The organism is Streptomyces sp. NPDC051217, assembly GCF_044455465.1.
Lineage (GTDB): Bacteria > Actinomycetota > Actinomycetes > Streptomycetales > Streptomycetaceae > Streptomyces.
This window is the reverse complement of the sequence record NZ_JBITEV010000014.1, coordinates 163,187-183,222: the sequence shown is the minus strand read 5'-3', so window position 1 is coordinate 183,222 and position 20,036 is coordinate 163,187. Positions and strand designations below refer to the sequence as shown.

11 protein-coding genes and 1 riboswitch are annotated in these 20,036 nt (G+C 69.2%); of the genes, 1 reads left to right on the top strand and 10 read right to left on the bottom strand.

What is annotated here, in order from left to right; translation table 11 throughout:
* Positions 1-168: riboswitch (cyclic di-AMP (ydaO/yuaA leader) on the bottom strand.
* Between the two features lie 214 nt (positions 169-382).
* Entirely contained in the window at positions 383-1,750 is a 1,368-nt protein-coding gene (locus ACIBBB_RS27960; RefSeq protein ID WP_398986882.1) for a M16 family metallopeptidase, read from the bottom strand.
* 17 nt (positions 1,751-1,767) lie between these two features.
* Complete coding sequence (locus ACIBBB_RS27955; protein ID WP_398986880.1) at positions 1,768-3,132, bottom strand: M16 family metallopeptidase; 1,365 nt, start codon at positions 3,130-3,132, stop codon at positions 1,768-1,770.
* A 313-nt stretch (positions 3,133-3,445) separates the two neighbouring features.
* Between ACIBBB_RS27955 and ACIBBB_RS27950 the strand changes: the two genes are divergently transcribed.
* A complete protein-coding gene (locus tag ACIBBB_RS27950) occupies positions 3,446-5,896 on the top strand; it encodes a DNA topoisomerase (ATP-hydrolyzing) subunit A (RefSeq protein WP_398986695.1) in 2,451 nt (816 codons plus the stop codon).
* Positions 5,897-5,912: 16 nt separating this feature from the next.
* On the opposite strand, the gene ACIBBB_RS27945 is transcribed toward ACIBBB_RS27950, so the two are convergent.
* The 8 genes from ACIBBB_RS27945 to ACIBBB_RS27910 all read right to left on the bottom strand — a co-directional run bounded on the left by ACIBBB_RS27945 (position 5,913) and on the right by ACIBBB_RS27910 (position 19,983).
* On the bottom strand, positions 5,913-7,025 hold the full coding sequence (locus tag ACIBBB_RS27945; protein WP_398986693.1) for a CobW family GTP-binding protein: 1,113 nt from the start codon (positions 7,023-7,025) through the stop codon (positions 5,913-5,915).
* A 106-nt stretch (positions 7,026-7,131) separates the two neighbouring features.
* Complete coding sequence (locus ACIBBB_RS27940; protein WP_398986690.1) at positions 7,132-8,886, bottom strand: glycosyl hydrolase family 28-related protein; 1,755 nt, start codon at positions 8,884-8,886, stop codon at positions 7,132-7,134.
* 144 nt (positions 8,887-9,030) lie between these two features.
* Complete coding sequence (locus ACIBBB_RS27935; RefSeq protein ID WP_398986688.1) at positions 9,031-10,680, bottom strand: glycoside hydrolase family 13 protein; 1,650 nt, start codon at positions 10,678-10,680, stop codon at positions 9,031-9,033.
* Between the two features lie 120 nt (positions 10,681-10,800).
* On the bottom strand, positions 10,801-11,730 hold the full coding sequence (locus ACIBBB_RS27930) for a carbohydrate ABC transporter permease (protein WP_398986686.1): 930 nt from the start codon (positions 11,728-11,730) through the stop codon (positions 10,801-10,803).
* A 15-nt stretch (positions 11,731-11,745) separates the two neighbouring features.
* Positions 11,746-12,705, bottom strand: a complete 960-nt coding sequence (locus ACIBBB_RS27925) for a carbohydrate ABC transporter permease (RefSeq protein ID WP_398986684.1) — start codon at positions 12,703-12,705, stop codon at positions 11,746-11,748.
* A gap of 126 nt (positions 12,706-12,831) precedes the next feature.
* Positions 12,832-14,253 carry an ABC transporter substrate-binding protein gene (locus ACIBBB_RS27920; protein WP_398986682.1) on the bottom strand — a complete coding sequence of 474 codons (1,422 nt, stop codon included), beginning with the start codon at positions 14,251-14,253 and terminating at the stop codon, positions 12,832-12,834.
* A gap of 287 nt (positions 14,254-14,540) precedes the next feature.
* Positions 14,541-15,548 (bottom strand): LacI family DNA-binding transcriptional regulator, encoded by a 1,008-nt coding sequence (locus ACIBBB_RS27915; protein ID WP_398986680.1) that lies wholly within the window; start codon positions 15,546-15,548, stop codon positions 14,541-14,543.
* 148 nt (positions 15,549-15,696) lie between these two features.
* The gene (locus ACIBBB_RS27910; RefSeq protein ID WP_398986678.1) at positions 15,697-19,983 is read right to left on the bottom strand and encodes a discoidin domain-containing protein; all 4,287 of its coding nucleotides are present in this window, start codon (positions 19,981-19,983) and stop codon (positions 15,697-15,699) included.
* Positions 19,984-20,036 lie beyond the last annotated feature (53 nt).

Here is a 20,036-nt window from a genome sequence, read left to right as displayed (position 1 = left end):
CCTTTCCTTCCTTCTCGCCTACCGGGTTAGCTGACGGGTTCGGAGCAGGAAGGTCTCCTACGGGCTCCTCCGCGGATCGCGCGAAGGCCCCCGATTCACCCCAGGGACATCGATTGGGTCCCCGGCTCCCCAGGCTCGCGCCTGACGGGGACTCGGCGATGGCTGTCCGGTGCCGCGGACGCGGCGGGCTCTGACGAACATCCGGACCGACGCTAAGCGTTCATCTTTCAATCACCAAACGGACAGCCCCTTTTGTAGCGCACGCCACAGGGCATTCAGGCAACCCACCCATGAATACGGACATACGGGGAAACCCCGGCGACTGGTTCGTCACCGGGGTTCCCTTTGTCCGTGATGATCCGAGGAGTGGACGTCGTCGGCCTCAGCCGGCGACGACCTTCACCTCGCCGATGCCCAGGGCCTCCACAGGCTCCCGGATCACCGAGGCGTCCCCGACGAGCACGGTGACCAGCCGGTCGCCCGGGAAGGCGCTGACGACGGCGGCCGTCGCCTCGACCGTGCCGGTCTCCGCCAGGCGCGCGTACAGCCGCGCCTGGAAGTCGTCGGGGAGGTGCTGCTCGACCTGGTCGGCGAGCGTGTCCGCGACGGACGCGGCCGTCTCGTACTTCAGCGGGGCGACCCCGACCAGATTCTGCACGGCCGTCTCACGCTCGGCGTCCGTCAGGCCCTCGGCCGCGAGCGTACGCAGAACCTTCCACAGGTCGTCCAGCGCGGGCCCGGTCGACTCGGTGTCGACGGAGCCGCTGATGGCGAGCATGGAGGCGCCCGTGCCGTCCGGGTCGGAGCGCAGCACCTGCGCGAAGGCCCGCACGCCGTACGTGTAGCCCTTCTCCTCGCGCAGCACCCGGTCGAGCCGAGAGGTGAGCGTGCCGCCCAGGCAGTACGTGCCGAGCACCTGCGCCGGCCAGACGCGGTCGTGCCGGTCGGGGCCGACGCGGCCGATCAGGAGCTGGGTCTGTACGGCTCCGGGCCGGTCCACGATCACCACACGGCCGGTGTCGTCGGCGGTCACCGGCGGCACGGGGCGCGGCTCGGAGGTGTCGCCCGTCCAGTCGCCGAGGGTCTCGGCGAGCAGGGCGTCGACGTCGACACCGGTGAGGTCGCCGACGATCACCGCGGTGGCGGTGGCGGGACGGACATGCGCTTCGTAGAAGGCGCGGACGCCCTTGGCGTCGATGCGTCCGACGGTCTCCTCGGTGCCCTGGCGCGGACGCGACATGCGCGAGGCCTCCGGGAACAGCTCCTTGGAGAGCTGCTTCGCCGCGCGGCGGGCCGGGTTGGCCTGCTCGTGCGGGATCTCGTCCAGCCTGTTCGTGACGAGCCGGCCGACCTCGCTCTCCGAGAACAGCGGCGCGCGCAGGGCGTCCGCGAGCAGGCCGAGCGCCTTGGGCAGCCGGGAGACCGGGACCTCCAGGGAGACCCGGACACCGGGGTGGTCGGCATGCGCGTCGAGCGTGGCGCCGCAGCGCTCCAGCTCGGCGGCGAACTCCTCGGCGGTGTGCTTGTCGGTGCCCTCGGACAGAGCGCGGGCCATGATCGTGGCCACGCCGTCCAGGCCCTCGGGCTCGGCCTCCAGCGGGGCGGCGAGGGAGATCTCGACCGCCACCACCTGCTGGCCGGGACGGTGACAGCGCAGCACCGTCAGGCCGTTGGGCAGCGCGCCGCGCTCGGGCGCGGGGAACGCCCAGGGCCTGGCCTCTCCGGCCGTCGGCCGCGGGTGGAACTCCATGGTCACGGCAGCGTCGGTCACTGGTCCGCCCCCTCGTGCTCGTCGGTGGTCTCGTCGGAGGCGGTGTCCTCGTCGTCGGAGGTGACCGGCTCGTAGACCAGCACCGCCCTGTTGTCCGGGCGCAGCCGGGCCTCGGCCACCGCGCGTACCTCGTCGGCCGTGACGTCCAGCACCCGCTGGACGGCGGTCAGTGCCAGCTGCGGGTCGCCGAACAGCACCGCGTACCGGCACAGTTCGTCCGCGCGGCCCGCGACCGTACCGAGCCGGTCGAGCCATTCGCGCTCCAACTGGGCCTGGGCGCGCTCCATTTCCTCGTCCGTGGGGCCTTCGGCCGCGAACCGGGCGAGCTCCTCGTCGACCGCGGCCTCGATCTGGGGCACCTCGACGCCACCGGACGTCTTCACGTCCAGCCAGCCGAGCGAGGGCGCGCCGGCCAGGCGCAGCAGTCCGAATCCGGCGGCGACGGCCGTACGGTCACGGCGCACCAGGCGGTTGTGGAGACGGGAGGACTCGCCGCCGCCGAGGACGGTGAGCGCCAGGTCGGCGGCGTCGGCCTCGCGGGTGCCGTCCTGCGGCAGCCGGTAGGCGGCCATCAGCGCGCGCGCCGGGACCTCCTCGTGGATCTCCTCGCGCAGCTGCTCGCCGATGATGTCGGGCAGCGAGCCGTCGCGCGGCGCCTGCTTGCCGTCGTGCCCGGGGATCGAGCCGAAGTACCTCTGCACCCAGGCGAGCGTCTGCTCGGGGTCGATGTCGCCGACGACGGAGAGCACCGCGTTGTTCGGCGCGTAGTACGTACGGAAGAACTGCCGCGCGTCGTCGAGGGTCGCCGCGTCCAGATCGGCCATCGAGCCGATCGGGGTGTGGTGGTACGGGTGGCCCTCGGGGTAGGAGAGCGCGGTCAGGCGCTCGAAGGCGGTGCCGTAGGGCACGTTGTCGTAACGCTGGCGGCGTTCGTTCTTCACCACGTCGCGCTGGTTCTCCATCCCCTCGTCGTCCAGGGCGGAGAGCAGCGAGCCCATGCGGTCGGCCTCCAGCCAGAGGGCGAGCTCCAGCTGGTGGGTGGGCATGGTCTCGAAGTAGTTGGTGCGCTCGAAGCTGGTGGTGCCGTTGAGCGAGCCGCCGGCGCCCTGCACCAGCTCGAAGTGACCGTTGCCCTTGACCTGCTTCGAGCCCTGGAACATCAGGTGCTCGAAGAGGTGGGCGAGGCCCGTACGGCCCTTGACCTCGTGGCGTGAGCCGACGTCGTACCAGAGGCAGACCGCGGCGACCGGGGTCAGGTGGTCCTCGGAGAGCACCACGCGCAGTCCGTTGGCGAGCCGGTGCTCGGTCGCTGTCAGGCCGCCGGAACCGGCCTGCGCTGTGGCCGTGTGACCCATGGGCATGTACGTCCCTTCGATCGCGATATGGAGAAGTCCTGCCACTGTATGCAAGCGTGCCGACGCATGGCGAAGTTCCCGTGCCCGGGGATGCGGCGTTGACTCGCCAACCGCTTGCAAAAGGGCTCACCGCCTGCCCGTCCCCCGCTCATGGCCACCTCCTCGCCGGCTCTCCCGCCGCCGCCGGAAACGGCGCCCCGGACGGTTCAACGACGGGTCGAGGTCCGCGTTGTCGGTCCGGCGGGCCACAATGGTCGGCGTCAGTTCCTGAAGTTGCCCGCCCAGACCCGCACAGACCTGTGAAGGAGCCGCAGCAGCGATGGCCCGCCGCAGCACGAAGACCCCGCCGCCGGAGGACTTCGAGGAGAAGATCCTCGACATCGACGTGGTCGATGAAATGCAGGGCTCCTTCCTTGAGTACGCGTATTCGGTGATCTACTCCCGGGCCCTGCCGGACGCCCGGGACGGCATGAAGCCGGTGCACCGCCGCATCGTGTACCAGATGAACGAGATGGGCCTGCGTCCCGACCGCGGCTATGTGAAGTGCGCCCGGGTCGTCGGCGAGGTGATGGGTAAATTGCACCCGCACGGGGACGCGTCGATCTACGACGCCCTCGTCCGGATGGCGCAGCCGTTCTCGATGCGGCTGCCGCTGGTCGACGGCCACGGGAACTTCGGCTCCCTCGGCAACGACGACCCGCCGGCCGCCATGCGGTACACGGAGTGCCGGATGGCCGACGCCACGTCACTGATGACGGAGTCGATCGACGAGGACACCGTCGATTTCCAGTCGAATTACGACGGCCAGGAGCGGGAACCGGTCACGCTGCCGGCCGCCTATCCGAATCTTCTGGTCAACGGCGCCTCCGGGATCGCCGTCGGCATGGCGACGAACATGGCGCCGCACAATCTGGGCGAGGTCATCGCCGCCGCCCGGCACCTGATCAAGCACCCGGGCGCCGACCTGGAAACGCTGATGCGGTATGTGCCGGGGCCCGACCTGCCCACCGGTGGCCGGATCGTGGGTCTCCAGGGCATCAAGGACGCGTACGAGAACGGGCGCGGGACGTTCAAGATCCGCGCGACGGTCACCGTGGAGGACGTCACCCCGCGCCGCAAGGGCCTCGTCGTCACCGAACTGCCCTTCACGGTCGGCCCGGAGAAGGTGATCGGCAAGATCAAGGACCTGGTCTCGGCCAAGAAGCTGATGGGCATCGCCGACGTCAAGGACCTCACGGACCGCTCGCACGGGCTGCGGCTGGTCATCGAGATCAAGAACGGGTTCATCCCCGAGGCCGTGCTGGAGCAGCTCTACAAGCTGACGCCGATGGAGGAGACCTTCGGCATCAACAACGTGGCGCTGGTGGACGGCCAGCCGCTGACGCTGGGGCTCAAGGAGCTGCTGGAGGTCTATCTCGACCACCGGTTCACCGTCGTACGCAGGCGCAGCGAGTTCCGCAGGACCAAGCGGCGCGACCGGCTGCATCTGGTCGAGGGTCTGCTCGTCGCGCTCATCGACATCGACGAGGTCATCCGACTCATCCGCTCCAGCGACAACTCGGCGCAGGCCAAGGAGCGGCTGATCGAGCGCTTCTCGCTGAGCGACGTGCAGACGCAGTACATCCTGGACACGCCGCTGCGCCGGCTCACCCGCTTCGACCGGATCGACCTGGAGAGCGAGCGCGACCGGCTGAACGGCGAGATCGACGAGCTGACCGGGATCCTGGATTCGGACAGCGAGCTGCGCAAGCTCGTCTCCTCCGAACTGGCCACGGTCGCGAAGAAGTTCGGCACCGACCGGCGCACGGTGCTGCTGGAGTCGGGCAGCTCGCCGGTCGCCGCGGTGCCGCTGGAGGTGGCCGACGACCCGTGCCGCGTGCTGATGTCGTCCACGGGGCTGCTGGCGCGTACGGCCAACGGCGGGCCGCTGGGCAGTGGCGACGGCAAGCGGGTCAAGCACGACGTGATCATCTCGGCCGTGCCGGCGACGGCGCGCGGCGAGGTCGGAGCGGTCACGTCGACCGGGCGGCTGCTGCGAATCTCCGTCATCGATCTGCCGCAACTGCCGGACACCGCCTCGGCGCCGAACCTGGCGGGCGGGGCGCCGCTCGCGGAGTTCCTGACGCTGGAGCCGGACGAGGATCTGGTCACCCTGACGACGCTGGACGAGTCCTCGCCCGGCCTCGCGCTGGGCACGCTCCAGGGAGTCGTCAAGCGCGTCGTCCCCGACTACCCGTCCAACAAGGACGAGTTGGAGGTCATCAGCCTCAAGGAGGGTGACCGGGTGGTGGGCGCGGCCGAGCTGCGTACGGGCGAGGAGGATCTGGTCTTCATCACCTCCGACGCCCAACTGCTGCGCTACCAGGCCTCGCAGGTCAGGCCGCAGGGCCGGGCCGCGGGAGGCATGGCGGGCGTCAAGCTGGCCGACGGCGCCTCGGTGATCTCCTTCACGGCGGTCGACCCGGCGGGCGACGGGGTCGTCTACACGGTCGCGGGTTCACAGGGCACGCTGGACGACTCGGAGACGACGGCGAAGCTCACGCCGTTCGACCAGTACCCGCGCAAGGGGCGGGCCACCGGCGGGGTGCGCTGCCAGCGGTTCCTCAAGGGCGAGGACGTGCTGGTCTTCGCCTGGGCGGGCGCGGCCCCGGCGCGGGCGGCGCAGAAGAACGGTTCACCGGCGGAGCTGCCGGAGCTGGATCCGCGGCGGGACGGTTCGGGTACGCCGCCGCCGTCGGTCGTCGCGTCCCTGGCCGGTCCGGCGAGCTGACACAAGTGCGCGGCGGTCAGAGCGGGTCGGCGGCCTCATCGGCCGCCGGCCCGGACCGTACGTAGCGCAGGACGCCCCACATGGCGGTCTCGCCCGGTCCCGTCTCGGCGTCCGTGTCGGTGACGGCGCAGAGCGTCAGCTCCTTGCCCAGGGCGTCGCGGTCGATGCCCGTCCCGATGAGCACGAGCTGGGTGCGGCGCTCGGCGCCCCGTGGCCAGCGCTCCGGGTAGAAGCGCAGGAAGCGGCCGACGGCGTGGACGGCGTACCGGTTGTCCGGGTCGGCCGCGCCGAAGTCCACGAAGCCCTTGACGCGGTAGAGCCCCTCCGGCCGTGAGTCGAGGAAGGCCATGAGCCGGCGCGGATCCAGGGCGGCCGGTTCGTCGAACGACACGCTCTCGTAGGCGGCGTGCGGATGGTGCGCGTGGTCGGCGTGGTGCTCGTGGTCCGCGTGCTCCGGCTCGTCGTCGGCCGACAGGTCCTCGAAGGACAACTGGCGGACCTTCTCCTCCTCGGCGGAGCGCGTGGCCGGGTCGAAGAGCAGTCCCGGGTCGATCCTCCCGTACGACGCGGAGACGACCGCGGCCCCCGGCCCCAGCTCCCCGATCACACCCAGGACGCGCTCGTGTTCGGCCGGTGTGACGCGGTCGGTCTTGTTCAGGACGACCAGGTCGGCGATGGCGAGATGCCGGTCGGTCTCAGGGTGGCGCTCGCGGGTGGCGTCGAACTCGGCCGCGTCCACGACCTCGACGAGCCCGCCGTACACCGTGCGCGGATTGTCACCGGCGAGGATCATCCGGACGAGTTCCCGCGGCTCGGCGAGGCCGCTCGCCTCGATGACGATGATGTCGATCCGGGCGGCGGGGCGGCTCAGCCGTTCCAGATAACCGTCCAGCTCGCTGGCGTCCACGGCGCAGCACAGACACCCGTTGCCCAGGGAGACCGTGGATCCGACCTGGCCGGCGACGGTCATGGCGTCGATCTCGACGGCTCCGAAGTCGTTGACGACGACCGCGACGCGGTTGCCGGCCCGGCGCCGCAGGAGATGGTTGAGCAGGGTCGTCTTGCCCGAGCCGAGGAAGCCCGCGAGGACGACCACCGGAATCTGATCGCCGGCCGTGCTCGGGTTCAAGGCCGTGCTCCGTCTTCCGTAGGAGGTCGCGGCAGAGCCGTGCGCCTGCCCGCTCCAGGATAGGAGCGGGCAGGCGCACCCCCGTCACGGGCCCTCTGGGTGTCCCCTACTCGGCCGGCTCGGGCCAGGTGGCGCAGTCGTCCCAGGCCGTGTCCCAGCCGGAGTTGCCACCGCCGTCGGTGATCTCGAAGGTGCCGCTGCCCGCCGGGTACGGGCAGTTGTACCTACCGGCGACGCCCACGTCCGTCGCCGTGACACCGCGGAAGGTGACCGCGCCGGGTGTCTCGGCCTGGACCACGACCGTCCCGGCGCCGTCGACGGTCGCGCCGTCGATGGTGACGTTGCGGACGGCCTTGCCCGTTCCACTGCCGGAGACGAACTCGAAGGCGCTGTACGGGCTGTCGGTGACGGTGGTGCCGGTGATGCTGACGTTCGCCTCGATGGCGCTGTCGTACGCGTCGACCCGGAGCGCGCCCATGGGGTGCTGCCAGTTGGGGTTCATCGCTCCGGTGCGTACGAGGGTGTTCCCGGCGACCGTGATGGTGCCGGCCAGCGGGAAGAACGGGTCCATGAACTTCTGGTTGGAGATCGCGATACCGCTGCCCAGGGCGTTGGTGTCGAGGACGAGATTGTCCTTGACGGTGATGTCGCGGCCACCGTAGATCGCGATGCCGTTCGCCAGGTTGGGCTGCGAGATGGTGTTGTTGGCGAAGGTGCTGGAGCTGTTGGTGGTGTTGAGCGACCACATGGCGAGCGAGTCGTCGCCGGTGTTGCGCAGGAAGTTCTCACGTACCTGCACACCGTTGGCCGTGCCGTTCAGGTTGAGTCCGTCGGCCGTCATGTCGAGGATGCGGTTCCTCTCCACGACGAGGTTGTCGTTGTTCCCGGTGAGCCAGAGGCCGACCTTGAGGTGCTGGAGCCACATCCCGGACACCCGGGAGTTCGGGCCGAGCGAGCCGTTGACGAAGTTGTCCGGGTTGTTGTCGACGCGCTCGGTGACCTCGCCGATGACGGCGAAGTCGTGCAGCCCCACGTTGCCGGCCGGGGCGCTCGACTGGTCGATGAAGCGCGAACTGCGCACCACCGAGTGCCAGTTGCCCGCGCCCCGCAGCTCGACGTCGTCCACACCGCTGAGCGACTGGGTCAGCTTGAACTCGCCCGGCGGGATCCACACCACGCCGCCCTTAGCGGCGGCGATGGCCTCGCGGAACGCCTGGGTGGAGTCCCCCTGGCCGCTCGGGTCCGCGCCCTTGTCGACGACCGAGACCGCGCCGGACGGGGCCCCGGCGGGCCCGGCGACCTGCTCGAAGTCGGCGACGTCGATCGTGGTCGGCACGCTTGCCTCGAACTTCACCTTCGCGCCCGCGGACACGTCCCGGCCGAGCAGCGCGCGGGTGTTGTCGAGCAGATGGTGCGTCTTGGAGCCGGCGATCCAGGGGGTGTCGATGTAGGAGTACTTGGACGTGACGGCGAGCGTCGTGTCGGTCTTCTCACCGTCGATGTAGACGGCGAGGGTGCCGGACTGGCCGTCGGGGACGCTGTACGCGAGGTTGACCGCGTTCGCGGCGGCGGGGAGCGTGAACTCCACGCTCTGGCCCGCGGCCAGTTGGACGGCGCGCCGGCCGGACGACTCCGAGGCAAGCGTGCCCTGGGTGTAGTCGGGGCCGACGGCCGTTCCGTCCGTGGTGGCGCTCTCCGCCTCGACGGAGGTGAACGGGAGCGTCGCGCCCGCCGCGACGACGGCCGCCGGGGCGGGGCCGGCCGGGGGCCCGGCGGTCGCCGTGGGGGCGACGAGGGTGAGCCCGGTGGCGGCGACGGCCACGGCGGTGGCGACGGAGAGTACCGCGTTCCTTGTAGTCATGTTCCTGATATATGCATTCATGTGCGGGTCCTGCACCTTCCTGTGGGGCGGAGGGATGTCAGGGGGCCTACGCCTCCCGCCCGCCCCCGTCCGGCCGCGGTACCGCGCGGACGGACGTACGGGGCGAACGGTTCGGCCGCGGAGTCAGCTCCGCAGCCAGGCCGCGGTGTCCTGCGGCAGCCTCCCCTCGTCGTCCAGGGGGCCGCTGGTCAGCAGAACGCTTGTGTGGCCGGGAAGCTCCGCGGGGGGCCCGGCGAGATTGACGACGCAGATCAGGCCGTCGGTCCGGGTGAAGGACAGCACCCCGGGACCGGACGGCAGCCACGTCAACTGCGCGCCGGCGGCGTCCCCCGAGCCGCCGTCCCCGGACGCCGGGACCACCGCGAATCCGGGCTCCGTACGGCGCAGCCGCAGGGCCTGCCGGTAGAGGCTGAGCATCGACAGCGGGTCACCCGCCTGAAGGTCCGCGGCGTACTTCGCCCAGGACTCCGGCTGCGGCAGCCACGGCTCGGTGTCTCCCCCGAAGCCGGCGTACGGCGCGTCGGCCGTCCAGGGCAGCGGTACGCGGCAGCCGTCGCGGCCCGGATCCGTACCGCCGGAGCGGAAGTGCATCGGGTCCTCGATGCGGTCACGCGGGATGTCGGCCTCGGGCAGGCCCAGTTCCTCGCCCTGGTAGACGTAGACGGCGCCGGGGAGCGCCAGCGAGAGCAGCGCCGCCGCTCGGGCCCGTCTGGTGCCCAGCTCCAGGTCGGTCGGGGTGCCGAAAGCCTTCGCCGCGAAGTCGAACCCGGTGTGCTCGCGCCCGTAACGGGTCACGGTGCGGGTGACGTCGTGGTTGCAGAGCACCCAGGTGGCGGGGGCGCCGACCGGGGCGTGCTCGGCGAGGGTGTCGTCGATGGCGGTCCGCAGCAGATCCGCGTCCCAGGGGCAGGACATGAAGCTGAGGTTGAAGGCGGTGTGCAGCTCGTCGGGGCGCAGATAGCGGGCGAAGCGCTCGGCGTCGGGGAGCCAGACCTCGCCGACGAAGATGCCGCCGTACTCGTCGGCGATGGCGCGCCAGGAGCGGTAGATGTCGTGGAGTTCGTCGCGGTCCACGAACGGGTGGGCGTCGACGCCCGGCGTGAAGTCGGGCAGTCCTGGGTCCTTGGCGGGCAGGACGGCCGAGTCGATCCGTACACCGGTCACACCCCGGTCGAACCAGAAGCGCAGCACGTCCTCGTGCTCCCGGCGCACCGCCGGGTGTGCCCAGTTGAGGTCGGGCTGTCCGGTGGCGAAGAGGTGGAGATACCAGTCGCCGTCGTCCAGCCGGGTCCAGGGGACGCCGCCGAACTCGGACACCCAGTTGTTCGGGGGGAGTTCGCCGTCCGCCCCGCGCCCCTTACGGAAGTGGAAGAGCTCGCGCTCGGGGCTGCCGGGACCGGCGGCCAGCGCGGCCTTGAACCAGACGTGCTGGTCCGAGACATGGTTGGGAACGATGTCGACGATCGTGCGGATGCCCAGCTCACGGGCCTCGGCGATCAGTTTCTCCGCCTCGGCGAGGGTGCCGAAGGCCGGGTCGATGGTCCGGTAGTCGGCCACGTCGTAGCCGCCGTCGGCGAGGGGTGAGAGATACCAGGGCGTGAACCACAGTGCGTCCACGCCCAGTTCCACGAGATACGGCAGCCTGGACCGCACGCCGGCGAGATCACCGGTGCCGTCGCCGTCGCCGTCGGCGAAGCTGCGTACATAGACCTGGTAGATGGCGGCGTCGCGCCACCATTCGACGGTGGCCTCGGCCGGCTGGTTGGCTGCCACGTGACGGTCCTTTCGGGCAGGTGGGACTCCGCCGCCGGCCCCCGGACAACGGGGCGCTGGGTGAGTGGGCCGGCGGCGGAGCGCTGGTGGGGAGCAAGACAAACGGAGCGGAGAGGACGATCAGCCCTTGAGGCCGCCCGCGGTCAGACCGCTCATGATGTTGCGCTGGAACAGCAGGAAGATGAGCAGCGTCGGGACCGACGCGATGGTGAGCGCGGCGATCAGGACGTTCTCCGGTACCCCGCTGGCGAGCGAGTAGATGCCCACGTTGAGGGTCTGTTTGCTCGGGTCGGGCAGCGTGAGCATCGGCCAGAGGAAGTCCTTCCAGACACCCACGACCGCGAAGATCGACACGACTCCGAGGATCGGCCGGGAGATCGGCAGCACCACGGATCTCAGGGTGCGCATCGCCGACGCCCCGTCGATGGCCGCCGCGTCCAGCAGCTCCCGCGGGATCGAGTCGAAGAATCTCTTGAGGAGGAAGATGTTGAAGGCGTTGGTGACGGACGGCAGCCAGATCGCCCAGGGCGAGTTGAGCAGGTTCCGTTCGATGATCGGTACGTCGAGCACCGTCAGGTACTGGGGTACGACGAGGACGGTCGCCGGGATCATCAGCGTCATCAGCATCAGGCCGAGGATGGCCTTGCCGAAGATCGGCCGCAGCTTGGAGAGCGAGTAGGCGGCGGCCACGTCGAAGATCAGCTGGAAGGCGAGCGCGCCGAAGGCGTAGTAGAGGGTGTTGAAGAGCAGTCTGGCCAGGTCCATGACCTTCCAGGCCTGCTCGTAGTTCTCCGGGTGCAGGGAGGTGGGGAAGGCCGTCGGCGGGCTCTGCACCACCTCCTGGGTGGTCTTGAGACCGCCGGTGACCATCCAGTAGAGCGGCCCGAGAAAGACCAGGGTGAAAAGGAGGACCACCAGGGCGAAGACGATCCAGTAGACCGTCCTGCCGCGCGATCTGCCGAGTTGGGCCGGCGAGATCAGGGTCCGCGGGCGGGCGACTTCGACGGTGGCGGCCCGCTTGCGCCGGGGTATGAGCGTGTTCGCTGTCATGCCTTCTCTCCCCTCCTAGTCTTCGCTGCTGCGGCTGAGCCGTACATACACCGCGGAGAAGCCCGCGAGGAGTACGAGCAGGACGAGTCCCAGTGCCGCCGCACTGCCGTAGTTGTTGAAGTTGAACGCGTACTGGTAGATGAGATAGACGACCGTCGTCGTCGACCCTTCCGGCCCCGCCCCGTTGGTGAGCAGGAATGGTTCGGTGAAGACCTGCATCGTCGCGATGATCTGCATGAGCAGCATCAGCGAGAGAATGAGCTTGGTCTGCGGGATGGTGACGTGCCAGATCTTGCGGAGGATTCCCGCGCCGTCGAGTTCGGCCGCCTCGTACAGCTCACCGGGAATTCCCTGGAGCGCGGCGAGATAGATCAGGGTCGCGCCGCCCATGTTCATCCAGGTCGCCGCGATGACCACGGAGAGCATGGCCGTGTCGGTGTCCTGGAGCCACTGTTGGGCGGGCAGGCCGAAGACCTCCAGGATGCGGTTGAACAGGCCGTATCCGGGGTCGTAGAAGTACTTGAAGAGCAGCACGGAGGCGACCGGCGGAAGCATCACCGGGAGATAGACGAGCAGCCGCAGATACCCCTGGCCGTGCCGGAATTCGTTGAGTACGACGGCGATGAGGAACGGGACGATGAATCCCAGGAGCAGCGCGAGAGCGGTGAAGAGCAGCGTGTTGCGCCACGCCTGCCAGAAGGCGGGGTCGTTGAAGATGTAGGTGAGGTTGGACCAGCCGGCCCAGGTGGTCTTTCCGTTCTCGTTCTTCTGGAAGGCCAGGATGAATTCCCTGACCATCGGATACCAGGAGAAGAACGAGAAGCAGAGTACGGCTCCGATCAGGAACCCGTGCGCCGAGAGATTGCGGCGCACGGACCGTATGAACTCCTCGCGGGCGGAGTCCGTCCGGTTGGGGCCGGGGCGTCCGGAGCGGGACGGGGTCGCCTCGCTCTTGGACAGGGTGGGGGCCGACATGGTCTCTCCTCGGTGCCGGTGCGCAGACTCGTTGGCTCGCAGACGGACGGAGTTCGGGTACGGGGCCGGCCGGAAGGACAGGCCCGGGGCGGGACCGGGTCCGCGTGACCCGGCCCCGCACGTCCGTTACTGAGTCGCCAGGACCTGGTTGACCTGCTGCTCGGCGGTCGACAACAGCTTGTCGATGTCCGCGTCCTCGTTGGTCAGCACTCCCGACATCGCGACGTCGAGGATCTTGTAGATCTCCTGCGCCTTCGGCGGCTCGGCCTTGCCCTTGACCGGGTTGTCCATGAAGGGCTTGAAGTTCTCGACCGGCATCGTGGCGTGCTGGCTGCGCTGCGCGTCATCCTTGGCCTTGGACTCACCGAGCCAGAAGTTCGGCTGCGGCAGTCCGACGGGGAGCTTGTCGGCCTTGCTGCGCTCCCACTCGAACTGGCCCTTGCCCGGGGTGAGGAACTTGAAGTTCTGCCAGGCGATGGCGGCCTTGATCTTGTCGGGCGAACTGCCCTTCTTGATCATGTAGTTGTTGCCGCCGAAGAGCGTCGCCTTGGCGCCGGGGATCGGGCCCATGCCGAAGTTCTCGTACTTGGCGCCGAGTTGCTGGACCATGTACGTGATGTCGTCTGGCGCGGCGAGGAACATGCCCAGCTTGTCGGTGGCTATCTGCTTCTGCAGGTCGCCCCACTTGAGCAGCTGGGTCTTGCCCATGCTGTCGTCGTCCCAGCGCATCGCGCGGAGGTTCTCCAGGACCTGCTTGCCCAGCGGGGTGTTGAACGCCGCCTTCTTGCCCGTCGAGTCGACGACGTCGCCGCCGAGGCCGTAGATCGAGGCGGTGAAGTGCCAGCCGCCGTTGTTGCCCGCGCTGTACTCGCCGAAGCCGGAGACTCCGCCGCCGAGCTCGGCGATCTTGTCGGAGGCCGTACGGACATCCTCCCAGGTGGTGGGAGGCGAGTTGGGGTCCAGCCCGGCCTCCTCGAAGAGCTTCCGGTTGATCAGCAGACCCATGGTGTAGTTGCTGGTCGGCAGGCCGAAGAGCTTGCCGTCCTGCTTCAGCACGTCCAGGACGCCCGGGTCGATGTCCTTCAGCGCGGGCACGGACTTGTCGTTGACGTAGGCCGAGATGTCCTCGGCGCCGTCGTTGTCGAGCACCTGCTGGAGGTCGGTGAAGTAGGTGTAGTAGACGTCGGGCTGGGACTTCGCCTTGAGCATCGCGGTGAAGCGCGGCGGCTCCAGACACTGGCCCGGCGTGGACTTCCCGTTGATCTTGACGTTCGGGTACGTCTTGTTGAACTCCTTGACGTCCTCGTTCCACTCCTTCAGCTCAGCGGCTTTCGCGGCCGGCGGCATGCAGTCGATCGAGAGCGTCACCTTCGCCTTCGGGTCCAACGGCGCTGACGGGTCTGACGACCCGCCGCCGGAGTCGCCGTCGTCGTCGCTGCTGCTGCTGCTCGTGCCGCAGGCGGCGAGAGTCAGGGCGAGCACGGTGACAATGGCGGCCGCGGCGGTGCGGTCGATACGGCGATTACGGCGGAACCCAGCACTTCTCATCGATGGTCCCCTTCGGGCATGAGCGTGGAAGGCCCACGGCTGAAACTCTGCCGGGGCGCGGCACACTCAACCACCGTCGACAGGAGACCGCAAGATCTCGCGCCGTTTTCGTAAAAGTTTGACAGCCTTCCGCATCGGCCACGACCTGTGCCGGGGCCCGGAGTTGGACAGGGCGGGATTTGTCAGACAGGGGCCTCAGGACTGCCACAGGGCCCCCGAGGGGGCCCTGGAAGGGGCTCGCAAGGGCCGTACGGGCGGTGCGGGGCCCGCGGCGAGTGACAGGAGGCCTAACGCGGCGACTGCGCCGTGGAGCCGCGTACGACCAGCTCCGGCTCGAACAGCAGCTCGCCGGGCGGAACGGCGCCACCCTGGATCTGGGCGCACAGCAGCTCGACCGCCGCCCGTCCCATGGCCTCGATGGGCTGACGGACCGTCGTCAGCGGGGGCTCGGTGCAGTTCATGAAGGCCGAGTCGTCGTACCCGACGACGGAGACCTCGCCGGGGACGTCCAGACCGCGCCGGCGGGCGGCCCGTACGGCTCCGAGCGCCAGCGGGTCGCTCGCGCAGATGATGCCGGTGACGCCGCGGTCCAACAGCCGCGCGGCGGCGGCCTGTCCGCCTTCCAAGGAGAACATCGACCGCTCGATGAACTCGTCCGGCAGGGACTCCCCCGCCGCTTTCACCGCCGCGAGGGCGGCCGCGAGCTTGCGCCGCGACGGGACGTGGTCGGCCGGGCCGAGGACGAGGCCGATGCGCTCGTGGCCCAGCGACGCCAGATGCCGCCACGCCTGCTCGACGGCGACGGCGTCGTCGCAGGAGATCGTGGGGAAGTCCAGGTTCTCTATGGGCGCGTTGATGAGCACGACCGGGATCTTGCGCTCGTGGAGCTGGCGGTAGTGCTCGTGGGGAGCGTCGGCCTGGGCGAAGAGACCGCCGGCGAAGACGACCCCGGACACCTGCTGCTGGAGCAGCAGCTCGACATAGTCCGCCTCGGAGACGCCGCCCTTGGTCTGTGTGCACAGGACGGGCGTCAGGCCCTGCTGCGCCAGCGCGCCGCCGATCACCTCGGCGAAGGCCGGAAAGATCGGGTTCTGAAGCTCGGGCAGGACCAGGCCGACCAGTCTGGCGCGCTCGCCGCGCAGCTGCGTGGGCCGCTCGTACCCCAGCACGTCCAGGGCGGTCAGCACGGACTGGCGTGTGGCCTGGGAAACTCCCGGCTTACCGTTGAGCACCCGGCTGACCGTGGCCTCGCTGACCCCAACCTTCTTCGCCACCTGAGCAAGTCGTCGCGTCATACACGCAAGACTAGCGCAAACAATGCAAGCTACTTACTTCTCAGCGTAAAGTCCCAGCACAGCCATGGTGCCGCCCGGGAGCCCCGGGCGGCACCATGCCGACGCCCGCACCAGTGGTGCGCGGTGCGGCGCGCCGTGTGCCGCTGCCCTACGGGTTGATATGGATCTTGAAGTTGGGCGTGGTGTTCTTCACGTCCAGAGCGTTGCCGCTCAGCCTCAGACCGTTGAACGTGACCTCACCGACCGCGGGGCCCTGCCCCGCCTCCGGCATCTCGTTCGCCCACAGCCCGAAGCCCGACTTGGCATCGTAGGCGTCACCGCTCTTCTTCGCACCGGTGATCGAGATGTCGCTGAGGATCGTGTCCTTGATCGGGAACTGCGGTTGTCCTCCTACGTAGTTGGTCTGGAACATGACCCCGCTGTACGTCGGGTCGACGATGTCCACGTTGTTGATCCGGATGCCCTGGAACACCTTGGAAGCGGAGAACAGCCAGATGCCGGGGAACGTCTGCGCGCCCCAGAAGTGGCCGCCGGCTCTGACGATCGACACGTTCTCGATCGTCGTGGGCTCGGTCCCGAAGCCGTTCATCGGGTAGCCGAAGTCCAGTGAGCTGACCGTGATGCCCGAGTAGACGAGCGTGTCCGCGATGTGGATGTTGCGGAAGGTGTTGTTGAAGCCGCCATAGACGGCCACACCCGCCGCGCGCCAGGTCAGGATCGACGTCAGGTTCTCGTAGACGTTGTCCTTCATGTCCGCGCCGCCGGCGTCGATCGCCGAGAAGAGCGCGAAGCTGTCGTCTCCCGTGGCCCGGGCCTCGTTGTTGGTCACGAGGTTCCCGGTGCTGCCGTTGGTCATGTTGATGCCGTCGGCGAACATGTCGCGGATACGGGAGTTCTTGATGGTCATGTCATCGGTGTTCGCGCCCCAGTAGAGGCACACCATGTGCTCGTTCCAGATGTTGTCGATCTCGATGTCGCGCACGTTCGAGAAGTCGAACACCTTGCCCGGACCGTCGATACGCGAGGTGTAGTTGCCGAAGTACGCGAAGTTCTTGAACGACGAACCCGCGGCGGCGGCCTCGGCCCGGAAGCCGATGTCGGTGTTGTCCTGCGTCGACGGGGCGTGGAACTTGGTGTACCAGGGACCGGCGCCGATCACCTGCACGGGCTTGCCGTACACCTGGAACTTGCTGGCCGTCTGGTAGTCACCGGCGGGCAGGTAGACACCCTTCAGGGTGCCCGTGTTGTCCATCCGGACCCGGTCCAGGGCGTTCTGCACGTCCTGGTGGGTGAAGCCGGCCGGGACCGTGTACGTGGCGGGGTCCGGGTTGGCGACCGGTGCGACCTGCTCCAGGTTGATGAAGTCGATCGCGTAGTTCGTGTTGTTGGCCGTGTCCTTCTGGAGCTTGATCTTGCTGCCCGCCGGGACGGTCTTGCCCAGCATCACGTTCGCCTCGTCGTAGATGTGACGGGGCGCGCCCTGGCCGGGTGAGTTGCCCGGTCCTGCCTCGGCGCCGTACAGCCAGGCGTACTTGGACGTGAGGTCGATCGCCTTGAGGAAGACGCCGTCCACGTAGACGTTGAGCGTGGAGTTGATGCCCCCGCCGCCCGCCGAGTCGGGGATGGAGAAGCGGGTCACCAGGGTGTTCGTGCTGGCCCGGGTGGTGAACTCCACGAACTCGCCGGTCGCGTCGAGGTTGACGGCCCTGCGGCCCGACGCCTCGCCCGCGATGTCGCCGATCGTCCGGTTGGGACCGACCTTCGTCGCGCCGCCGCCGGTCGTGCCGTCCTCGGCCTCGTACATGTCGAACGGCATGTTGGCGCCGCGGCCGACGAACAGCGGCTGGGTGCTGGTGTTGTTCTCGCGCTTGACCGGCACCTCGTTGGCGTCGTCCGCGACGACGACCCTCACGGTGTAAGAGCCGTTGGCGGCGGTCCAGGTCCCGAGCGGGACCGGCGCCGCGGTGGCGCCCGCCGCGATGACCCCGGTGTGCGCGCCGGTGAGGGTCCGCACCGTGGCGCCCTCGGAGTTGAGCACGGTCAGGGTGATGCCGTGGCTGCCGCCCGCGGAGGCGACGGTGCCCTGGTTCTTGACCGTGACGGAGAAGTTGACCGTGTCACCGGCCGCCGGGGCGGACGGGGACGAGCCCAGGGTCGCCACCAGATCGGAGCTGGCGACCGGCTTCACCACCAGCGGGGACGCTGCCGTGTAGGTGTTGTTGGTCTCGTTCTGCTCGATGACCGCTTCCGCCACGTCGGCGACCGCGCTGAGTTCGTAGCTGCCGGCGTCGCGCGGACCGATCGCGGCACTGACATTCGCCGAAGCGCCGGGGGCGAGGGTGCCCACCGCCGCCGTGCCGACCTTGGAGTCACCGAGGCGGAATTCCAGCGAACTCGCCGCGGCGGCGACCGTGCCGTTGTTGCGTACCGTCGCCGACAGGGTGATCGGGTTGGACTCGACCGGCTCGGCGGGGGCCGCCGTCACGGCCGTGACCTGGAGGTCCGGGTTGGGTGCCGGCTCGCCGAGCACCTGGAACTCGGCCACCTGGCCCGCACCGGAACCGGTGTTGGAGGTGAACCTGAGCTGGACGTCCGCGACGTTGCCGGCGACCGGGATCGTCACCTGATTCCCGGAGGCCGGACTGAACGCGTAGTCCTTCGCGGCCGCCAGGCTGGTGAAGCCCGTGGCGCTCTGCTCGCGCCCCAGCACCTGGATGTTCTGGGTACGCGGTCCCCAGCTGCTGTCCGGGTTGAGCTTGACGACAACGCTCTCGGTGGAGGCGTTGGCGCCCAGCTTCACGGTCAGTGTGTTCGGGTAACTGCCCCCGGCGCCTTCCCAGTAGGTCGACGTCGAGTTGTCGTTGGCGTTGGCCGCGACGAACGTGTGGACAACGGAGGAGGCGCTGATCGGCTTGCCGACGGCGAGGTTGGAGACCGAGCCGGTGCTGCCGGTGCGTACGACCGTGTTGCTGTTGCCCGACCGGTTGCCCGCCGCGTCCCTCGCCCGTACGAAGTACGAGACCGTCGAGCTGGCCGGCTGGGTGTCGGTGAGGGTCAGGACGTTGCCCGCGACGGTCTCGCGCAGCACGTTGTTGGCGTAGATCTCGTACCCGGTGACCGCCGTGTTGTCGCTCGACGCCTGCCAGGTCAGCCTGACCTGGGTCGACGAGGGCGAGGTGTGGGCGAGACCGGTGGGCGCGGTCGGCGCCTGGGTGTCGCCGCCCGCCGGCTTACGGGTGACGGTGTTGCTGTTGCCCGACTGGTTGCCCGCCGCGTCCTTGGCCCGTACGTAGTACGAGATGTCGGCGTTGCCGGGCTGTGTGTCGGTGAAGGTGGTGACGTTGCCGGCGACGCTGGTGCGCAGCACGTTGTTGGCGTAGATGTCGTAGCCGGTGACCGCCGTGTCGTCGGTCGACGCCTGCCAGGTCAGCCTGATCTGGCCGGAGGCGGGCTCGGTGTACGCCAGCTCGGTGGGCGCCGTCGGGGCCTGGGTGTCACCTGTCTCGGGGCCGTAGATCTCCAGCTCGGACACCTGGGCGGCGGGCTGCACGGAGTTGGCGGTGACCAGGACCCGTACGTAGCGCGTGGTGGTGGCGTCGAAGGGGATCGTCACCGTGTTTCCGGAGCCGGGCGCGAACTGGTACGCCTGCGAGGCGGTCAGGTCCGTGAAGGCCGTGCCGTTGGCGCTGCCCTGAAGCTTGAGGGTCTGGCTTCTGGCACCCCACCCGTCGGGGAGTTTCAGCACGACGCTGTTGACGCGCACGGAGGAGCCGAGGTCGGCCTGCAGCCACTGCGGGAAGGCGCCGTTACGGCTCTCCCAGTAGCTGCCCTTGTTGCCGTCGTTGGCGTTGGCCGCCGCGTACACCTCGGTGTGGCTGCTCTCGGTGAGCGTCCGGCCGGCGGCCAGGTTCACCGACGCCGCGGCGGCCTTGTGGACCTGGAGCTCGGCGAGCTGGCCCGCGGACGCCACGGAGTTCTTGGTGATGTTCACGCGGACGAAACGCGCCCGGGTCGCGGGGAACGAGATGCTGACCTCGTTGGCCTCGCCCGGACTGAAGGTGTACGAGGCGGAGGTCTTCAGGGTCGCGAAGCTGGTGCCGTCGGCGCTGCCCTGGACGGCGAGGGTCTGCCTTCTGGTCTCCCAGTCCGCGGGGAGCTTCAGGGTGACCTGGTCGATCCGGGCGGCGGAGCCCAGATCGGTCTGGACCCACTGTGGGAGGCTCTTGCCGGAGCCCTGCCAGTACGTCGACCGGCTGCCGTCCGCGACCATCCGGGCGGAGTGGTCACTCTTCGCGCTGCTCGCCGCCGCGGTACTGCCCGCGGCGATGTTGGGACCGTCGGCCGCCGAAGCGGTGAGCGACGGCCAGCCGACCATCAAGAGACTGGTGGTGATGACGGCGGAGAGCGCCCGCCATCTCCAGCGGTGAGATCTCATGTATCCCCGATCTTCGGCCTCGGCGCGGGGGCGGCGAGGCGCGGCTCTGTCTG